16 protein-coding genes and 2 pseudogenes are annotated in these 17,635 nt (G+C 46.3%); 12 read left to right on the top strand and 6 right to left on the bottom strand.

The window, feature by feature from the left end; translation table 11 throughout:
- Positions 1-44: 44 nt before the first annotated feature.
- Positions 45-929 carry a GTPase family protein gene (locus tag A9587_RS20285; protein ID WP_105263799.1) on the bottom strand — a complete coding sequence of 295 codons (885 nt, stop codon included), beginning with the start codon at positions 927-929 and terminating at the stop codon, positions 45-47.
- Between the two features lie 106 nt (positions 930-1,035).
- Here A9587_RS20285 and A9587_RS20280 point away from each other — a divergent pair.
- A pseudogene (locus A9587_RS20280) lies at positions 1,036-1,969 on the top strand (hypothetical protein).
- Here the strand turns inward: A9587_RS20280 and A9587_RS25565 are convergent.
- The 3 genes and pseudogenes from A9587_RS25565 to A9587_RS20265 all read right to left on the bottom strand — a co-directional run.
- Positions 1,966-2,385, bottom strand: a pseudogene (locus tag A9587_RS25565) (hypothetical protein); the annotation flags it as partial. The pseudogenes A9587_RS20280 and A9587_RS25565 sit on opposite strands and share 4 nt — an antisense overlap.
- A gap of 16 nt (positions 2,386-2,401) precedes the next feature.
- A protein-coding gene (locus A9587_RS20270) for an IS3 family transposase (protein WP_105263798.1) occupies positions 2,402-3,546 on the bottom strand; the annotation gives its coding sequence in 2 pieces (ribosomal slippage) (positions 2,402-3,312 and positions 3,312-3,546; 1,146 coding nt in all).
- Between the two features lie 44 nt (positions 3,547-3,590).
- Positions 3,591-3,989 carry a hypothetical protein gene (locus A9587_RS20265; RefSeq protein ID WP_236942009.1) on the bottom strand — a complete coding sequence of 133 codons (399 nt, stop codon included), beginning with the start codon at positions 3,987-3,989 and terminating at the stop codon, positions 3,591-3,593.
- Between the two features lie 1,647 nt (positions 3,990-5,636).
- Here A9587_RS20265 and A9587_RS20260 point away from each other — a divergent pair.
- The 6 genes from A9587_RS20260 to A9587_RS25560 all read left to right on the top strand — a co-directional run bounded on the left by A9587_RS20260 (position 5,637) and on the right by A9587_RS25560 (position 12,344).
- On the top strand, positions 5,637-6,368 hold the full coding sequence (locus A9587_RS20260; protein WP_105263797.1) for an inovirus Gp2 family protein: 732 nt from the start codon (positions 5,637-5,639) through the stop codon (positions 6,366-6,368).
- 326 nt (positions 6,369-6,694) lie between these two features.
- Complete coding sequence (locus tag A9587_RS20255; protein ID WP_105263796.1) at positions 6,695-8,299, top strand: YfjI family protein; 1,605 nt, start codon at positions 6,695-6,697, stop codon at positions 8,297-8,299.
- 1,530 nt (positions 8,300-9,829) lie between these two features.
- Positions 9,830-10,396: a YagK/YfjJ domain-containing protein gene (locus tag A9587_RS20250; protein WP_001126819.1), complete on the top strand. Its 567-nt coding sequence runs from the start codon at positions 9,830-9,832 to the stop codon at positions 10,394-10,396.
- 246 nt (positions 10,397-10,642) lie between these two features.
- The gene (locus A9587_RS24515) at positions 10,643-11,215 is read left to right on the top strand and encodes a hypothetical protein (RefSeq protein ID WP_123057489.1); all 573 of its coding nucleotides are present in this window, start codon (positions 10,643-10,645) and stop codon (positions 11,213-11,215) included.
- Positions 11,216-11,283: 68 nt separating this feature from the next.
- Entirely contained in the window at positions 11,284-11,517 is a 234-nt protein-coding gene (locus tag A9587_RS20240; RefSeq protein WP_000958492.1) for a helix-turn-helix transcriptional regulator, read from the top strand.
- 278 nt (positions 11,518-11,795) lie between these two features.
- A complete protein-coding gene (locus tag A9587_RS25560; protein ID WP_105263795.1) occupies positions 11,796-12,344 on the top strand; it encodes a YagK/YfjJ domain-containing protein in 549 nt (182 codons plus the stop codon).
- 1 nt (position 12,345) lies between these two features.
- Here the strand turns inward: A9587_RS25560 and A9587_RS20225 are convergent, their stop codons facing one another.
- Positions 12,346-12,822, bottom strand: coding sequence for a ProQ/FINO family protein (locus A9587_RS20225; RefSeq protein WP_105263794.1), 477 nt, complete (start codon positions 12,820-12,822; stop codon positions 12,346-12,348).
- Between the two features lie 324 nt (positions 12,823-13,146).
- Between A9587_RS20225 and A9587_RS24775 the strand changes: the two genes are divergently transcribed.
- The 3 genes from A9587_RS24775 to A9587_RS20215 all read left to right on the top strand — a co-directional run bounded on the left by A9587_RS24775 (position 13,147) and on the right by A9587_RS20215 (position 14,833).
- A complete protein-coding gene (locus A9587_RS24775) occupies positions 13,147-13,374 on the top strand; it encodes a hypothetical protein (protein WP_172953846.1) in 228 nt (75 codons plus the stop codon).
- Between the two features lie 506 nt (positions 13,375-13,880).
- Positions 13,881-14,504, top strand: coding sequence for a DNA-binding protein (locus A9587_RS20220; protein WP_089552125.1), 624 nt, complete (start codon positions 13,881-13,883; stop codon positions 14,502-14,504).
- 95 nt (positions 14,505-14,599) lie between these two features.
- On the top strand, positions 14,600-14,833 hold the full coding sequence (locus A9587_RS20215; RefSeq protein WP_000124181.1) for a hypothetical protein: 234 nt from the start codon (positions 14,600-14,602) through the stop codon (positions 14,831-14,833).
- A 19-nt stretch (positions 14,834-14,852) separates the two neighbouring features.
- On the opposite strand, the gene A9587_RS20210 is transcribed toward A9587_RS20215, so the two are convergent.
- Positions 14,853-15,065 carry a DUF4222 domain-containing protein gene (locus A9587_RS20210; protein WP_024191634.1) on the bottom strand — a complete coding sequence of 71 codons (213 nt, stop codon included), beginning with the start codon at positions 15,063-15,065 and terminating at the stop codon, positions 14,853-14,855.
- A 506-nt stretch (positions 15,066-15,571) separates the two neighbouring features.
- Between A9587_RS20210 and tssB the strand changes: the two genes are divergently transcribed.
- Entirely contained in the window at positions 15,572-16,069 is a 498-nt protein-coding gene (tssB, locus tag A9587_RS20200; protein WP_105263792.1) for a type VI secretion system contractile sheath small subunit, read from the top strand.
- 21 nt (positions 16,070-16,090) lie between these two features.
- Complete coding sequence (tssC, locus tag A9587_RS20195) at positions 16,091-17,635, top strand: type VI secretion system contractile sheath large subunit (protein ID WP_000930190.1); 1,545 nt, start codon at positions 16,091-16,093, stop codon at positions 17,633-17,635.

Genomic DNA, 17,635 nt, shown 5'->3' with positions numbered 1-17,635 from the left:
GTCGTGTAAAGGTATACGTTTCCTCAGGGCAACCCCCGAGGCGTTCAGAACAGGTGATCCCACAGTGTGACCAGCAGGCGGATAATGCGGTCCCGAGCTTTACGCAGAAGCTGTAACATCCAGGCCGGAAAACTGAAACGGGCAACGGCGACGTCAAAACTTTTCCCGATGGTTTCACCAAAAGTCTGTTGTGCGTGTTTCTGGGCCTGTTCAGAGCGGTTTTCCCCCCGGATATGTGAATAAACCGCACTGGTTGCCTGCGGTGGCAGGGCGTGGATCATTAGCGACACAAACGCCGGAAGATTCCAGCCGACAGGCGCAGCAACGGGGAGTACCGGAAATGATGACGGGAACAGGGTTGCCACCCGGACTGTAACAGTTGCCAGTGAGAGTTCCTGGTGACGGGACGGGCATTTTTCTGTGGCATTCCATTCTTCAGCAGGAAACACGCGATCGGCATGGCTGAGAACAAACAGAAAACGCGAGGGATCTGCACCTTCATTCAGTAAAAACTGATGCATGGCAATATCGGCAGCATACGCACGTTCATCAGCCCGCAGGATCCAGATAATCAGATCCAGTTCCGGCAGTAACTGACGGTAAAGCTCCCGGTATTCCTGATCATGCTGCGGTGTTTCACCAATGCCGGGCAGATCGACCAGCGTCATTCTGCGTTCACCGAGCTGCAGGGTAAGACGATGAGCCTGGCGGGTGCAGCCGTTCAGAGGATGTGTGGCGCAGATACGGGACTGAAAAATGGCATTACACAGACTGCTTTTGCCGGTGCCGGATTTACCCATAATGCCAATCACGGGCTCGTAATGAATAACACTGTGGAGATGTTCAAGGATTTTCTGGCGAATTTCTTCAGGAAGAAACGTCAGATATGATTTCACTTGTGCAGAGAGGGAAGAATGGCTGAATGACATACCGGTATCCTGTTGATTTCACTGAACCGGATCACACTAATCCGGTTTATCATTCAGGTAATATGGGCGTGAAAAAATCTGGAGTGACAAAGTGTGGAGGGAAGAGATGACTGCACAACAGATTGATGCATTACGCGATATTGTTAATAAGGCCAGAGTTACCGCCATTTGTAAAAGTCCGGCCTGGAAAGATACTCTGCGAATACTGAAGCGCAGCAGACTCGTGTACAGAGGAGAACGGTCAGAATCGTTTGATCCGGAGAAACATTTTAATCGTTATACGGTGCGTTATCTGTACCTGCTTAACATAATGGCACTTGAGCTAAGGTCAGATACACGGATTAAGATTGAGGTAGGTCAATGGTATCGCATGACGGGTAAACGTTTATCACTTAATGTCCCGCCTTTTATGCTGATTCCGCGTAATATCCGGAGAAAAGTGGATGGATTCAGACAATCAGAAGGTGAAGCAACAAAACAAACGGCTCAACCGTTCACGGGCAGTTTGTATGAGGTTTTGAGCAGGGATAACGATTCGGCTGAGCTGGACGCTTGGTTCGCTGAACCACCGTTGACACGGCAGGAAGTGCGGGAGGGGAGGCGTGTCACAGATTTTAATCCATGGGCGCAGTCTTCGTTTATTTGCCGTTCAGCATCCCCGACGTTTGAACTTTTTTACCAGGAATATAAGCGACTGGGATTAAGTGTTTTTTTTTGAACCGGAAAATAGAAAACCTTTTGAAAGTATAAAAAAACATTTCGGGGATAAACCACAGTTACTGGAGAGACTGGGGGATGTGTTGTTTTTCACGTCGCTTTATAACCAGGGATGTTTAGAGGAGTTTGTCAATGCGCTTGTGGAAAAGGAGGACATTTATCTGAAAGCGTCCCCCGGGGAAGAAAAGCTGAAAGCACACCAGAAAATGATTAACTACATTGAAGCGTTCTGCAACAAAATGACGGAAAAGTACCTGATATCCGCAGCTAGGAGACACTACCAAAAGAAGAAAATCGCCAGGAGCAGAAGTGGTGAAAGTTAATCCAGTCTGTGGTTCTGAATCACCAGCCTGTGGTTCTGAATCAGATGTTCCAGGACAGCCTGTTGTGTTGTTTTCAGTTCTCTGGTCAGTCTGTCCAGAGTACGTTTTGCATCTGATGATATTTTAACGTTGATTTGTACCCGCTTATCTTTTTTTCCGTCGGTAAACTGTTTTCGGAATGCATTGTGCATCTTGTCGAAAAATTTTTCTTTTGCGGCAACCCCCAGGTGAAGTCCTTTTGGCTGCTGTAAGTATGGCGTATCTGTGGGGAATAAAATTTTTAGTAAAACTACGACAGCAATGTACCTTTCGTTATCATTTACAGGATTAAACTAGGAAAGATACGTGTGCGGGATGCGTGCATTGATATATTTCCATGCCCATTCGAGTTGTTCTGTATTCTTTTTAAGCCATTGAATCGCCACGGATAATCTAGACACTTCCGAGCCGTTGATAATACTGGTTTTCATATTCTGTCGGTGACATCTGTTCGCTAGAACCATGCCGACGCTTACTGTTATAAAACATTTCGATGTAATCAAAAATATCACTGCGGGCTTCTTCCCGCGTTCCGTAGATCTTTTTCTTTATCCGTTCACGTTTCAACAACTGGAAAAAACTTTCTGCAACCGCATTATCATGGCAGTTACCGCGACGGCTCATGCTACCCTCCAGGCCGTGTGATTTCAGGAACGACTGCCACTCATGGCTTGTGTACTGACTGCCCTGATCCGAATGAACCAGCACCTGTTTTTCGGGATTACGCCGCCATACAGCCATCAGCAGTGCGTTCAGGACAATGTCCTTTGTCATCCGGGATTGCATGGACCAGCCGATAATTTTGCGTGAGAACAGATCAACAACAACGGCAAGATACAGCCAGCCTTCGTGGGTCCTGATGTAGGTTATGTCCGTTACCCAACGCTCATCAGGAGCATCCGGATTGAACTGTCGCTGGAGCCTGTTGGGTGACACGATACTGGCCTCGCCTTTACGTGCCCGCGGGCTTCGGTATCCGACCTGAGCCTTTATTCCGACACGTTTCATCAGTCTCCAGACTCTGTTTACTCCGCACTGTTGCCCGCTGTCACGCAGATCCAGATGGATTTTGCGATAACCATAGACGCATCCCGATTCCAGCCAGAACTGTTTAATCTGTCCTGTCAGTCTCAGGTCTGCCTGATGGCGTTGTGAATGCGGCTGCTGAAGCCAGGCGTAAAAACCACTGGGATGAACATCCAGCACCCGACAGAGCAGGCGAACAGGCCAGCAACAGGAGTTGTCACGGATAAAGGCGTACCTCAGTCGGACAGCTTTGCGAAGTACGCCGCGGCTTTTTTTAATATGTCCCGTTCGTCGGTAACCCGTTTCAGCTCTTTCTGGAGACGGCGGATCTCGGCCTGAGCATCTGACTGTTCTTTATTAGTGGAAGAATCCGGACCGTACTTCTTTATCCAGGCATAAATGTGGGTGGTGATATCGAGACGTGTTGCAACGCTGGCAACAGAATAACCGCGATCAACAACCTGTTTGACTGCTTCAGTTTTAAACTCTTCGGGATAACGCTTACCGCTCATGGGCACCTCTCTTTAAGCCATCTTAAATGACTCTGAGGTGTCTGTTAAACCCGTGGCGATTCACATTTGGCTTCGTTTCTCTTCTCGATCTCCAGCCAGTTTTGATGCATTTTTGCGATAAACCAGTCTGATTGATTATCACGGATTAATGCATTAACCCATTTGCTTATAACATCCAGCCTCATTTCATGATCTGAAGGAATTGTTGTTATGGGTATACTCCCCGCAGGAATCAGCCCCATCATGGCTGTATTGAACCCTAATTCATTACGAACCCCAAGGAGTTTGGGAACTGTGTTAATTATAACTAACCAGAACCAGAATGCTGCAATTCCATTTTTTTTAACCCATTCAGGTATGTGATTATCTGTCAGTTGTTTATCATGCAACAAATACCCAATTGTTTCATTTATCCTGCTATAACCACCTTCATATTGTTTCATCTGATTACACCTCAATCGCCTTCTTTTCTGGTGATTTTCCCTATCACATAACAATAGAACATGCAAGGAAGTTAACGAAAAATTGCATCCGGACTTGTGTTCAAAAAGCAATCACTTCAAGGCTTGACCACCCTGTGAGATGCTGAAGAACTATTCACGATCTATTCTTAATCTATTCATAATAAATTAAAACATGCTATCAACTACGGCTCATATCCTTCTTGGGTGTGTCGTTGTACTGTTCGACTGTTCGACTGTTCGACTGTTCTTGTGGTCAGATTAACAATCTGAAGAGTAAAAGCGACAGTAATCTGTCTGTTATAGTGGCGATAAAAACACTGAATGCGCATCCTGTATGTGAAATCCTGTCATGTGGAGCAGTAAGCAATGACAGACATGCATGTTATATGTGAAGGGGGCCGGGAGACGACATAATCAGTATGGCTGTCATTCTGGTTGTAAAACGCGATCACTTTCCGGGGGGGAAAGATGATATGGAAGCTGACAAACGGTTTGCTTCGGATTGTCTTTTCTGGGGCCTGAAATACGGGGACAGAAAAATAATTCCAGAGTAAATCTGCTCTGTTTTCAGAACAGAAAACTCCATGCTGGCTGTAAAAGTGAAAAATCAACACCCAGTATGCATGGATGTCTGAAGATGTTGAGAATGTCGGTATGATACTATATACACATATTTTACTAAGTATTTTTACTAAGCATTTCAGTAAGTGTTATACACGTGTTTTCATAAACAACCCTATAAGTGTTTTCATTAAGCATTGTTATACACATTGCTTTGTCTGAAACACATCCAGTTTAGTAAATCTTTACGTTAGCTAAAATCAGTTTAAAGCTGCTACAAAACAATCTTTCCTGTTTAAGCAATCAAGATGACATTCTATTTTTCTGAAGTTACGTTTAACCTTTTCTGAGTTTTTGTGTTTTTAGTCGTTAACCTGAGACAAGTGTTTTTATGTAAAACGCAAATCCGGCTGAGATAACCTGGCGTGATTTACTGTGTGCTTACGATGATTTTGTTAAATGGTTTTATGGATGATTTTGTAACGATGAGATTGATGAGGTGATTAACTGGCCCTGGTGTTTTTTCTCAGCGCAAGGCTCTTTTCTGGAAAAGCGTGATGATTGGTTCTGGTGTTTTGATTCAGATGAGGTTTACGTTATCAATAGTTAATCGTTTTTATGCTGTGTAGTGAAACGTAACATTTTCAGGATGAGAAAATCGATTCTGATATTGGTGGTTTTTGTTCTTGTGGCGGGGTTATCTGTAAACAGGTTTTAAGCGCGCTATTCGGCTCTGTGATTGAGTTGTGTGGTTAAGCTGTAGGTTTTGGTGTTGTTGTTGATTTACAGCGCCAGAAAGCGTTCTGATTGCGTTTTTGGTGTTTTGTTTGCACGTTCTGTTGATCCGTTTCCCTTCAGGCTTTGTGGTTTTTAAAAAACATTTATGCTGTTGTTGCGTGTTTTGCTGTCGTGTGCAGGATTATCTTTTCGTTACGGGATGGTTTGTTCCGTTTCAATCACTCTTAATCAGAGAGTTGTAGCATTGCTAAATAGCGGGATGCCGTAAAGTTTTACCGCGGTGATTAATGATGTGAAGTCAATCCAAATCAACGGAGATCTCTCATCATGAATCAACCAATACACAATGCTTACTGGTTATCCCGTTTTGAAAGTATTCTCAACAGTGCCCTGGCGCAACACCGTGCCGTCTCGTTAATCCGGGTGGATTTACGTTTCCCTGAGTATATGCCTGCCACCATCATGGATACCGATTTAGATTCAGCGGTGATTTCTCGTTTTTTCGAATCCCTGAAAGCCAAAATTCAGGCTTACCAGCGGAAAAAACGACGTGCCAACAAGCGTGTGCGTGCAACCACTCTGCGTTATTTCTGGTGTCGGGAGTTTGGCAAGGAAAAAGGCAGGAAACATTATCACGTGATATTACTGCTCAACAAAGATACCTGGTGCTCGCCAGGGGATTTCACCGTTCCTTCTTCGCTGGCGACGCTGATCAAGCTGGCATGGTGTAGTGCTCTGCATCTTGAGCCCTGGCAGGGTAATGGACTGGTTCATTTTTCCAGGCGGACGCCTTTCCGTAAACCAGCACCAGCTGATGCTTCCCCTTCTTCCGATGACACGCCTTTGCATGGTGGATGTTCTGATACCAGGAAGGCTTCAGACAAAAAACCGGGTGAAGCCGCTGTTCTCTGGATCAAGCGTGGTGATGTGGAAGCGATGCAGAAAGCCCGGAACAGAGCCAGTTATCTCGTGAAATATGAGACGAAGCAGCATGACGGTTCCGGGCAACGTAATTATGGTTGCAGTCGTGGGCCGGGGCATCTACTGGATGGCAGGTGAATCCTGTAAAACGGCATCCGGTGCCAGAGTGTATGTCACAGTAAGGGCGTGGTTGACGCCCTTAGCTCGTTTTCTGAAAAAGTCGTCCTGAAGTCATGCAATGTTTCCTGGTTTTCATGCATCCATCATTTGTCGCTGCGATGCCAGACTTCTGGATACACACATGTTGTTTTACTTTTGTCAGCATCATAAATGCGCCGGGACTGGTGAATGGAGATAAGCCATTTTATTATCGACGTCAGCGAACATACTCACCATGCCGGTATGTTCCTGAACTGAACAATAAGTTTTGCGCTGATTACAGTATGTGAAGGAGGTCCGTTACAATGAATTCCGCTTATATGCAAGTCCTGCAGGCATCCCCCCACTTCCCAAGCGATGTAACCGACAGATTATTTCCTTATACGCTTGTGCCCCTCATTGACGACCTGTACAAAAGTACCCGACTTCCGCTGGAGCTCATTTTTAATACTGTACTGGCAACGCTCTCACTCTCCTGCCAGTCACTGGTTGACGTTGTTCATCCCCACACCAACATGCCGGAGCCCTGCTCACTTTATTTGTTGACAATCGCAGAGCCAGGAGCGGGAAAAACGACAATAAACAGGTTGGTTATGAAACCCTGTTACGAATTTGCCGATTGGCTCAATCGACAATACGAAGAGAAATATAAAGATTATAAGGCTGAACTACAGATCTGGAATACCCGACAGAAAGCTCTTGCTGCCAATTTTAGAAAGGCTGTTAACCGGGGGTATCCGGGAGACCAGGAAGAAGAGGCGCTGCGTAATCACGAAAGAAATAAACCGACATATCCGGTTAGACCGAATTTTATCTATGAAGATGTTTCGCTTAAAGCGCTTGTGGAAGGACTCAACGAGCATCCGGAGGCGGGGGTTATTTCTGATGAGGCGGCCACTTTTTTCAGAAGCTATCTGAAAAATAATCCAGGGCTGTTGAATAAAGCATGGAGTGGACAACCGTTTGATTTTGGGCGGGCTGACGAGAAATACCATATCACTCCGCGCCTGACATTTTCGTTAATGTCCCAGCCGGATGTTTTTACGAATTATATCAATAAAAATGATGTACTGGCCAGAGGAAGCGGATTTCTTTCCCGGTTTCTGTTCAGCCAGGCTGGAAGTACTTCCCGGGTACGGGATTATACGACAGGGGAGTTCGGAACAATACCCACCCTAGCGGAGTTTCATAAAAAGATTAACGGGTTTCTGTCAAGTCATAACATTAATTCCCCCGGTATGAGCACTACCGAAAGGAAGACATTAAAACTTTCGAAGAAAGCGTTGGGAGAGTGGCAGGAAAACCAGATTAAGATTGAAAGTAAAGCGCTTGCAGGTGGGAGGTGGGAACATATCAGAGATATTGTGATGAAAGCGGGTTCTAATATATTGAGGATGGCGGGGATATTCACCTGCTATTGTTGTAATGATAATGAAATTAATTCATTTGTGCTCAAGAAAGCTATGCATCTCATGGACTGGTATCTGGAGGAGGCGAGCGCAATATTTTATCCCATGTCTGAGCGATGCCAGTTTGAAAAGGATGCCTGTGAACTGTATGCATGGATTATGACCCGAATCAGGCAGAATAATTGGTGTGCTATCAGGAAAACAGATATTGAAAGATATGGTCCCAATCGTCTGAGAAGAGCTGAAAAACTTACGCCTGTACTCAATCAGTTAATTGTTCAGAATTATTTCTGTATCATCAAAATGCGATCGCATCAGGCACTTTATGTTTCTGTTCGTAACAATAATGGTTACATCCTTCCTTTCGGCGCAAAGCCTTGCGAACCGTTTGATGTTGTTCCCTCCTTGTATAGTCATAATACGAAAACATACCCCGTTAATATTCCACCGGCATTAACGCAGTCATTTGCGCCCCATTTCTCAGCTTACACCTTATTCTAAAACGATTTTGCGAGCAGTAAACGAAAAGCGCCAACCTTCATCCGAAGGTTGGTGGTAAGGTGTTTTGCATATCTCTCACCTGTACAGATGTTCATCAATTATGGAGCGTGAACGAAAATTTTTCTGAAAAAACCGCTGCGGTAGCAACGGTAGCAGTATGTGTTTAATGGGTGTGGTTTGATTTTGTTTCCATAATAATCTGTTGTCAGAGGTGGTTGAATACAGGGATGGGCGCACAGGCGGAAGGGTGATTTTCGTTTCCGTGGTTTCGAAAGTGAATCGAAAGGTTGTTTCCAACATGAATTGGAGTTAATGATTGACCATGTTTGTATGCGTTTCCACATATGATTTTGTCTGATTTGTATCGTGGTGAGTGCTGACGTATATTATGATGCTAATCTCTTACTGAATAACAAATTATTATTCGTTTGTTACTGGCAAGGGATGCAGTTCATGTTTCAATAGAAAATGATTTGACATTTTTTCTGTAAAGGAATGGTTTTGTCAGGTTTGTATTCATAACGGATGGTTTCTCATTTTTACTCATCAAACAAGGATAATTTTAATTTAGGTTTATTACTATTATTATACTCACTCCCTTTTTATATAATCTTTATTGTTATTTACTTCCTGTCTTTACTCATTCTCTATCTTTACGATTATATTCACTCTATCTTTACACATTCCATTAGTATTACTCTTGTTATCGTATTTACTCCATCCCTCAATCATATTTACTGTAACTCATATGATGTTCAGGTAAGTTATTCTCTACCATTCTACTGACGATATTCATCTGTTCTCATTTTTAGTGATACAGTAATTGATTTTAATCTTATCCATCATGAACTGTATTGACTTAACGATGATTGTTTATCTGAAGTGTTTTAACTATTCTGGTTGGAAGCAATTCCTCTGTCATCACTGATTAACTGAATGTTTACTCTTTGATAAGGTATCCATGATTCCGTCATGTTTAACAGCGCAGGATAAACAACAGAATTAACAGAGTGAATTCCTGATTATATTTGTTGCCGGTTGTATTGTTTAAGGTACTGGGTGAAAATCATTCATCCATGGTATGTTGTCTTATGCTATCGTGTGTCGTTAACGTTCATATCTTGGAGAACAGATTGAATGAGCGCGTGTGAGTTTATTGTGGTGACCTTATAAACGTTTTTCAGACTCACTGAGAGCAAATTTACAAATCATGAGCTTATAGTCGTAATATGTTTCCTAACCGCCTGGCAGCGGGATTGCAGTTCGTATTTTTCTGTATTTCACTGTGTTGTATTGAATCTGTATTTTCTTTACTCCTCGTTTATCTCATCTCTTTAGTCAATGCCATCAGATGACCCATTTTTTTCTGCATAATGCTGCGTATCGTTAATAACCCGTCGTATCCATTCTGCTACAGCATGCCTGATAAATACCATCTGTAAGTTATTACCGTTTTAGATCTGATTATGAGCGAAAGCATTAATTCGCTCACAGAGCTTAAAACATCATTAACTTTCAGGAGTCATCAACATGCCTAAATCTTACACACCAAACTGGTTTTTTACCGCTTTACTTGACAATCACATCAATCAAATGATGGCACGCTATTCCTGCCTGCGGGCCTTACGCATGGATTTCTTCTACAGGAAAGATACGCCTGATTTCTTACAACCTGATCATCGCTGGCTTGAATTGCAGTTGCGTATGCTGCTGGAGCAGGTGGAACAATTTGAAAATATCGTTGGCTTCTTCTGGGTGATTGAATGGACGGTTGATCATGGTTTTCATGCGCATGCGGTTTTCTGGATCGATCGTCAGAGGGTTAAAAAAATATATCCCTTTGCGGAGCGGATTACGGAATGCTGGCGGTCTATTACGCATAACAGCGGTTCGGCACACCGCTGTACATATCAGCCGCATTATACATACAACATTAATATTCCTGTGCGCCACAACGATCCTGAAAGCATCGATAATATTCGCGGTGCCCTGCATTATCTGGCGAAAGAAGAGCAAAAAGACGGGCTGTGTGCCTACGGCTGCAGTGAAGTTCCTGAACGTCCTGCTGCAGGGCGTCCTCGTAAGCCTCACTTCTGAAGCTTAAGGCCTGAGCCTCCGCTCCTGGAAACACTCCGTCGGTAAAACCTTACCGCCTTGATTAATGATGTGAACCGAAGTTAACGGAGATCATTCACCCTGAACCTGCATCCAGTGTTCTTTCCCTTATCTTCCCGTTCTGCTTCAGTTCTTCACTTATTCCATCAATCTCATCCGCAAGCCATAACACGTCAGCTCATTCACGGGCAGGACGCGTTGTGGGCTGCGCATAACGGAGCATATCTTATGAATGCTATCCCTTATTTCGACTATAACCTGGCACCCTTCTGGCCATCTTATCAGAACAAAGTCATCGGCGTCCTTGAGCGTGCGCTGCGTGAGCAGTCCGGTTCACGGATACGGCGGATCCTGCTTCGTCTGCCGTGGGAACATGACAACACCTTTAGTTGCAGCAGAACCTGGTTCGGGATGGACTTTATTGAAACTGTCAGCGCGCTGATGAATGCAACGCCCGGGCGTGACCTCTGCTGGCTCCTGACCCGTCATCCGGAAAAGCCGGAATACCACGTGGTGCTGTGCGTCAGACAGGAGTATTTCGACGGCCCTGAACTGGATCGGTTGATTCTGGATGCCTGGAGTAACGTGCTGGGCTTCGAGTCACCGGGTGAAGCAGCACCGTACCAGAAGCAGATCACCCGGGATGTGGTGCTGGACAGTCGTTCACCGGACTGCGAAGACATCCTCAAAGAGTTGATATGGGCGTTCAGTGATTTCGCCCGCGATCGTCGTGGTGTGCGCGATCCGGAAGCCCGTTACCTCGCCGGTAATCCCTGGTATCCCGTAGCAGGCCAGCTCTGAAAGCACAGTTCAGCAGATTAATCCGCATTTGCACAACCTTTATAAATCTCACAAAGGACATTCTGACCATGTTGACCACAACAAGCCACGACAGCGTATTGCTGCGTGCCGACGATCCCCTGATCGACATGAACTACATCACCAGTTTCACTGGTATGACCGACAAATGGTTTTACAAGTTAATCAGTGAAGGTCATTTTCCTAAACCCATCAAGCTGGGCCGCAGCAGCCGCTGGTACAAAAGTGAAGTGGAGCAGTGGATGCAGCAGCGAATTGAGGAATCACGAGGAGCAGCAGCATGAAACGTGTTGTGATGCCGGTACGCTGGCAATGTGCAAAATGCCGGCGCTGGTATTGCGGAAATCAGCCCTGTCCCTGGTGCTGGCGACATTACCGTTCATCTTCCTGCTGATACCCTCTGGTCAGCCAGAGGGGGGTATCCCTTTCTGACGTATTCGTCATTCCATTCGTATCACCATTCACTGGTGTTTGTATCGTATCGTGCCGGTGTTGATGCGTATTTTCCTGTGTGTCTGCACCGGCTTAACAAAATTCAACAGGGTTTGAAAAGGAACATTTCGTGCAAATAACCGAAGCCTTAATTTCAGAGCCGGGAGACATCCGGAGTTTTGTTCAGCAGGCGGTGGACCACTGGCCAAATCTGTTGGCATTTCACTTCACGCTCTATTCGGCAGAAGGAAACATCAACGGGCAACAGATTCATGCATTCTGTACTTCCTTTTACCGACAGGTGCACGAACGTATTATTGAACGTAATCACACGGCCAGTCCATCATCGCCGGTGGTATTACGCTGGTTGCGGGAACAACATGGAGGAGCAACAATACGATGCCTGTTGCTGTTCAGCCAGGAGCTTTTCTGCCATCTGCGAGCCAGTGTGACAGTTGATGAAGAATGTTCACAACTGGTGGATTTACTACAACAGACTTGGCAGGTGATAAGCGCTGGCGGGCAATGCCGGGTGGAAAAGCGTTTTCAGGTCGCCCGGGGTGATACATCTGGCCAGTATGTTGCGTTAAAAACAGTCGCATTGTCTCTGGGGTTACCGGTTGTGACCGCCATTACCCATCGTCCGGTACAGCGCTGTACATTGATTACAGCTCAGTGAATCAGCGCTTTCTGGCTTTTCGTCGGTCATTCAGCACCATTAGCCGGGTCTCTGCCTCTTTCTGTTCCTGTGGAGTCACTTCCCCGCACGGCTGCCCCTTCAGGTCATAACGGGCGTCGCCAGCCATTAACGTACGGTAATAGCGCGGAGACTGCACATAAGACGCTACTGCCGCGCGTAATGCACCTGCGCCAAACGCCAGTTCTCTGATGGCGATATCCTGTATCAGGTCGTCAGTTATCCCCACTTTAAGCGGTTTTGGTTTTTCCCGGTTGAATAACTCAGGCCAGAGTTCCACAAGACGATTTATACGCTTACGGTTTTTGCGCTGGCGTTTTGTCATATGTCGCCATGGTGTTTGATTCCTCACCCGAAGAGGCTTCTCGTTGTGTACTGTGTTCGTTTTATCCTGCAGCGGCGTTGCCGGTGACTTACTGAAAATACCCTGCGGTTTACGGTTAATGGTCAGCGTTACCATCAGTATTGTTACCTCGTGCTGTCAATGGAAGTGGTACCTCATCCGGTATCTGAAAATGTTTTCCGGTGGATGGCACAGCGAATGTCATGTAAGACATGCTGTTGCCGGTATTGTTCAGTGCTGTGCGTAGTGAGCGTATTCGTTATCAGACAGAGGGGCAGGGAACAAATGGCGTAAACGGGCATCAAAGAGCCGAAGAAACACTACAGGTCAGGCCGTTATGGTCTGCAAACAGAGTCCTGGCGCCCCCGGGACTGAAAACGAAACAATAACCCGCGCACAGTGCGAGGAGCCCGGGCGTGAAGCAATCAGCAGGTAATATTAATGGCAAGACCAGCAGGTTCTTTAAACAAACGAACATTATCAGCAAATACGACAACTCCCGGAGAGGTAAAAAGTTTTTCACTTGAGCACTTCTTAAAAAAATGGAGACGAACAAAAATGGGGCGACATACCTGGAAGGTTTCACCTCAGACAGAGAGCCAGGAACAAAAACAGTGTGCCGGAGCAAAGGACTGGGAGCTTACCGGCAATTCAACAGCGGCAGAATAATATACTCCGGATGTTCACTTATCAGCGGTCATGGCTGAACATGGTTGTGCAGGTGAATATAATCCTGGTGAAAATGCCTTCTGACCGTTAAGCAGGTTATTGTGAACAGGAAAAAGAGAAGAACACGACCACGCCGTACGATGCCGCAACACTTTGAGTGGCACGTATGCTGGTGATATCGATAATGTTCTGTCATGGGGAGCGCAGCCCGTCCACGTACAACATGAACTGACCGACGTGTTTTGATAATCCGGAACCTGTAGGATAAAACCTGCACAGAGTTGTTTCATCTGGTGGATATGACGGTGATGGATGGCGATGAAATCATGCAGTATCGCCGTTAAAAACAGTTGTTCAGTCTTTGTCTTTTATGTTACCCGTTGTCAACGCCAGGGTTATTGGCAAAATCCGTTGGTAATGGACGAGTGAATCATCTGTGCTTCCGTTGATTTTTATGGACTGATAAAGTTTTGTCAGATGAATTTTTATACGGAATTCTTTTCAGTATGCGTACACGAATTGATTATCTGGCGGATAAATACTGTTTTACAGAACGGAACGAATCGCCCCGTCTTCGCCAGCAGTGGCAGGATGTTCTGGAGGAGTGCAGGCAGACAGAGGCCGGGCCAGAAGAACGGCTGCGTATTGCACTGCTGAATGTGGATTACGTCACCAGTTTTGAACTGCCTTTTCGCTTGCTGCTTACCCGGACACCACAACTGATTGCCGCGCTGCGTGAAGAATGGGGCATCAGCCAGAAAAATGTGGTGTTTAACGATAAACGGTTTGGCTGCGTGTACAGCCTGAAGGCCAGCCTTTCTGGTGTGCCGGATACATTCCGTTATCATCTGTCTCACCGTATTCGTCGCGTGGTTGGGAATGAAAACACATCATTGCCATATCAGCAGGTTGCCCGGGAAGTGAAAGCGCCCCGTGAACGGCTGAAGTATGCACTGGAGGCGGGTTTACTGGTGACTGCACTGGACGGCCTGTTCTGGTCTGGCAGTCAGCGTATTGCGGCTGATGTTCTGAGGCTGAGAAAGGCCGGAATGCCGGTGGTGACCACAACCGTGGAGGTGTACGATAACCTGACGGGAACAACCCGCAAAATACCGGCATACCATCTCTGATACGACCATCAGGGGGAATATTGCTCTGGCAGCAGCAGTACGACATTCTTTATACTTTATCCCCGTGCCTGAAAACATGTGCTAAGGAAACGGGAATGGCAAGGTCCGATTACGATATTATCAATCTGTCTCTGGAACATGAACTGAATGAGTGGCTGGCAGAGAGAGGTTATGCCGGACTGGTGGATAACCGGAACCGCCTGGCAGAGGTGGTTACCCGGAAATTGCAGGACAGCTTTTATATCAACGTTTCCTGGGATGCGCTGAACACGGCATACAGTGAACACCCGGAGTGGTTTTCAGGGCTTGTCTCCGGGGATGAGAATTAAAAAGAGGATTATGCTGCCATCAGGCAGTGTGATTGCCGGCAGGGATTTTTTCTTCCCGGGGTTCGGGTTTGAATTTTCCCAGGAAGTTGTACATCGGTCGCATGCAGGGATGCGGATAGCCGTCCCGCATAAACACCACCCGGGTTTCCTCAACACTGGTCACGGTGACAAGCGCACCATGATCATCTCTGTATCGCTGATTGATTTTCGGTAATGGAATATCTTCTGACATAGATTTCAGAACGGTAACAGTTAACTAAAATTTCATGTGATATTGCTGAATCAGGAGTCTCTGCCTCCTGATGTGTTTTGTTAATCTTCTGTTTTTACTAAAAATTCCCTCACTCCTTCTTTCATTGCATTTTGTTGTGCTCTTCCTTCATATCCTTCTCGTTTTCCAGAAATCACTTCAATGATGCTGAATCGTTACTCATCGTGATTTTCCATGACCGGAATCAAAAACTGAACTTTTCCGGCATAACTGGCTGTATTAAAAGCATTCATCGGAATAATTTCCTGCGGTTTTTCATTAATCATGGTTATAAGTTTTGCAATGTGCTGGTTTTGCGATATTAAACAGAATAAAGATCTGCATATTTGCGTTATATCGATCGATGTATCTGTCATATTGAGATTTTGCAGATCTTCGTCCTATAATGATCAAAATTAAATCAGTGCACAAGGGGAGGCATCTGCGGTGATGGAACCCCTGAGATGCAGGTTTCACAGGAGAGAGTCATGAGCCGTTCGTTTCAGAATGAAATCCCGAAAGCAAGGGTAAATCTGAAATTAGACCTACATACAGGTGGTGGGCAGAAGAAAGTGGAGCTTCCGCTCAAACTGCTGGTTGCCGGTGATTTCAGTAACGGACAGGAAGAGCGTCCACTGTCAGAGCGTGTAAAAACGGATATTAATAAAAACAATTTTAATGATGTTCTGGCAGATATCTCCCCGTCTGTACATCTGAATGTGGAGAACACGCTTGCCGGTGATGGCTCTGAAGAGAGCATCAGCCTGACTTTCCGCAATATGAACGATTTCACGCCAGAGCAGGTCGCCCGACAGATTCCCCGTCTTAAAGCCATGCTGGCCATGCGCAGCCTTCTGCGTGACCTGAAAGCCAATCTGCTGGATAACGTGACTTTCCGTAAAGAGCTGGAAAAAATTCTGCGTGACCCGGCACTGAGCCAGACGCTGCGTGATGAACTGTGTGCACTGGTGCCGGAAAAGGCGTGATTTAACGGATTACGAGAGAAAATGCTGATGTCTGTACAGAAAGAAAAGAACGTTGCAGAGAGTGTGGTATCTGAAGCGCATGCCGGTGACAGCGTATATGCTTCCCTGTTTGAAAAAATTAACCTGAACCCGGTATCTGCTCTGAGTGCACTGGATATCTGGCAGGATCCACAGGCCATGTCAGAAGCGTCTGCAGATGAACGCCTGACGGCAGGGATGCAGGTGTTTATGGAGTGTCTGGCAAAAGCCGGCACGCAGGTGGAAAAACTCGATAAAGCGCTGATTGACCATCATATTGCAGAGCTTGATTATCAGATCAGCCGTCAACTGGATGCTGTGCTTCATCATCCGGAATTTCAGAAAGTGGAGTCGCTGTGGCGGGGCGTGAAGTCCCTGGTGGATAAAACGGACTTCCGCCGTAATGTGAAAATTGAGCTGCTGGATCTGTCCAAAGACGATCTGCGTCAGGATTTTGAGGATGCACCGGAAATTATTCAGAGCGGCCTTTATCTGCAGACCTATGTGGCTGAGTATGACACGCCGGGTGGTGAGCCCATTGCTGCCCTGGTTTCAGCCTGGGAGTTTGATGCATCTGCACAGGACGTGGCACTGCTGAAAAATATTTCCCGGGTGGCGGCATCTGCGCATATGCCGTTTATTGGTTCAGTTGGCCCGGCATTCTTCCAGAAAGAAACCATGGAAGAAGTTGCTGCCATCAAGGATATTGGCAACCACTTTGAGCGTGCCGAGTACATCAAGTGGAATGCTTTCCGTGAGACGGACGATGCCCGTTATATTGGCCTGGTGATGCCCCGCGTACTGGGACGCCTGCCGTATGGCCCGGATACCGTACCTGTCCGCAGTTTTAACTATGTTGAAGAGGTGAAAGGACCGGACCACCATAAATATCTCTGGACGAACGCGTCTTTTGCCTTTGCAGCCAACATGGTGCGCAGTTTTGTCACCAACGGCTGGTGTGTTCAGATCCGCGGGCCTCAGGCTGGTGGGGCGGTGCAGGATTTGCCGATCCATCTGTATGATCTGGGAACCGGTAATCAGGTTAAAATTCCGTCAGAGGTGATGATCCCGGAAACGCGGGAGTTTGAATTCGCCAATCTGGGCTTTATTCCGCTCTCTTACTACAAGAACCGGGATTATGCCTGCTTCTTCTCCGCTAACTCTACCCAGAAACCGGCACTGTACGATACGCCGGATGCAACGGCGAACAGCCGTATTAATGCCCGTCTTCCCTATATCTTCCTGCTGTCCCGAATTGCGCATTACCTGAAGATCATTCAGCGGGAAAATATCGGTACTACCAAAGATCGCCGTCTGCTTGAACTGGAGCTGAATAACTGGATCCGGGGACTGGTGACGGAGATGACCGATCCGGGTGATGAACTGCAGGCCTCACATCCGCTGCGTGACGGAAAAGTGGTGGTGGAAGACATCGAAGACAACCCGGGGTTCTTCCGCGTGAAACTCTACGCTGTACCACATTTCCAGGTGGAAGGTATGGACGTCAGTCTGTCACTGGTTTCGCAGATGCCGAAGGCAAAAGCGTAA

Source organism: Escherichia sp. MOD1-EC6162, assembly GCF_002965125.1.
Classification (GTDB): Bacteria; Pseudomonadota; Gammaproteobacteria; order Enterobacterales; family Enterobacteriaceae; genus Escherichia; species Escherichia marmotae.
This window is presented reverse-complemented; position numbering and strand designations above follow the sequence as displayed.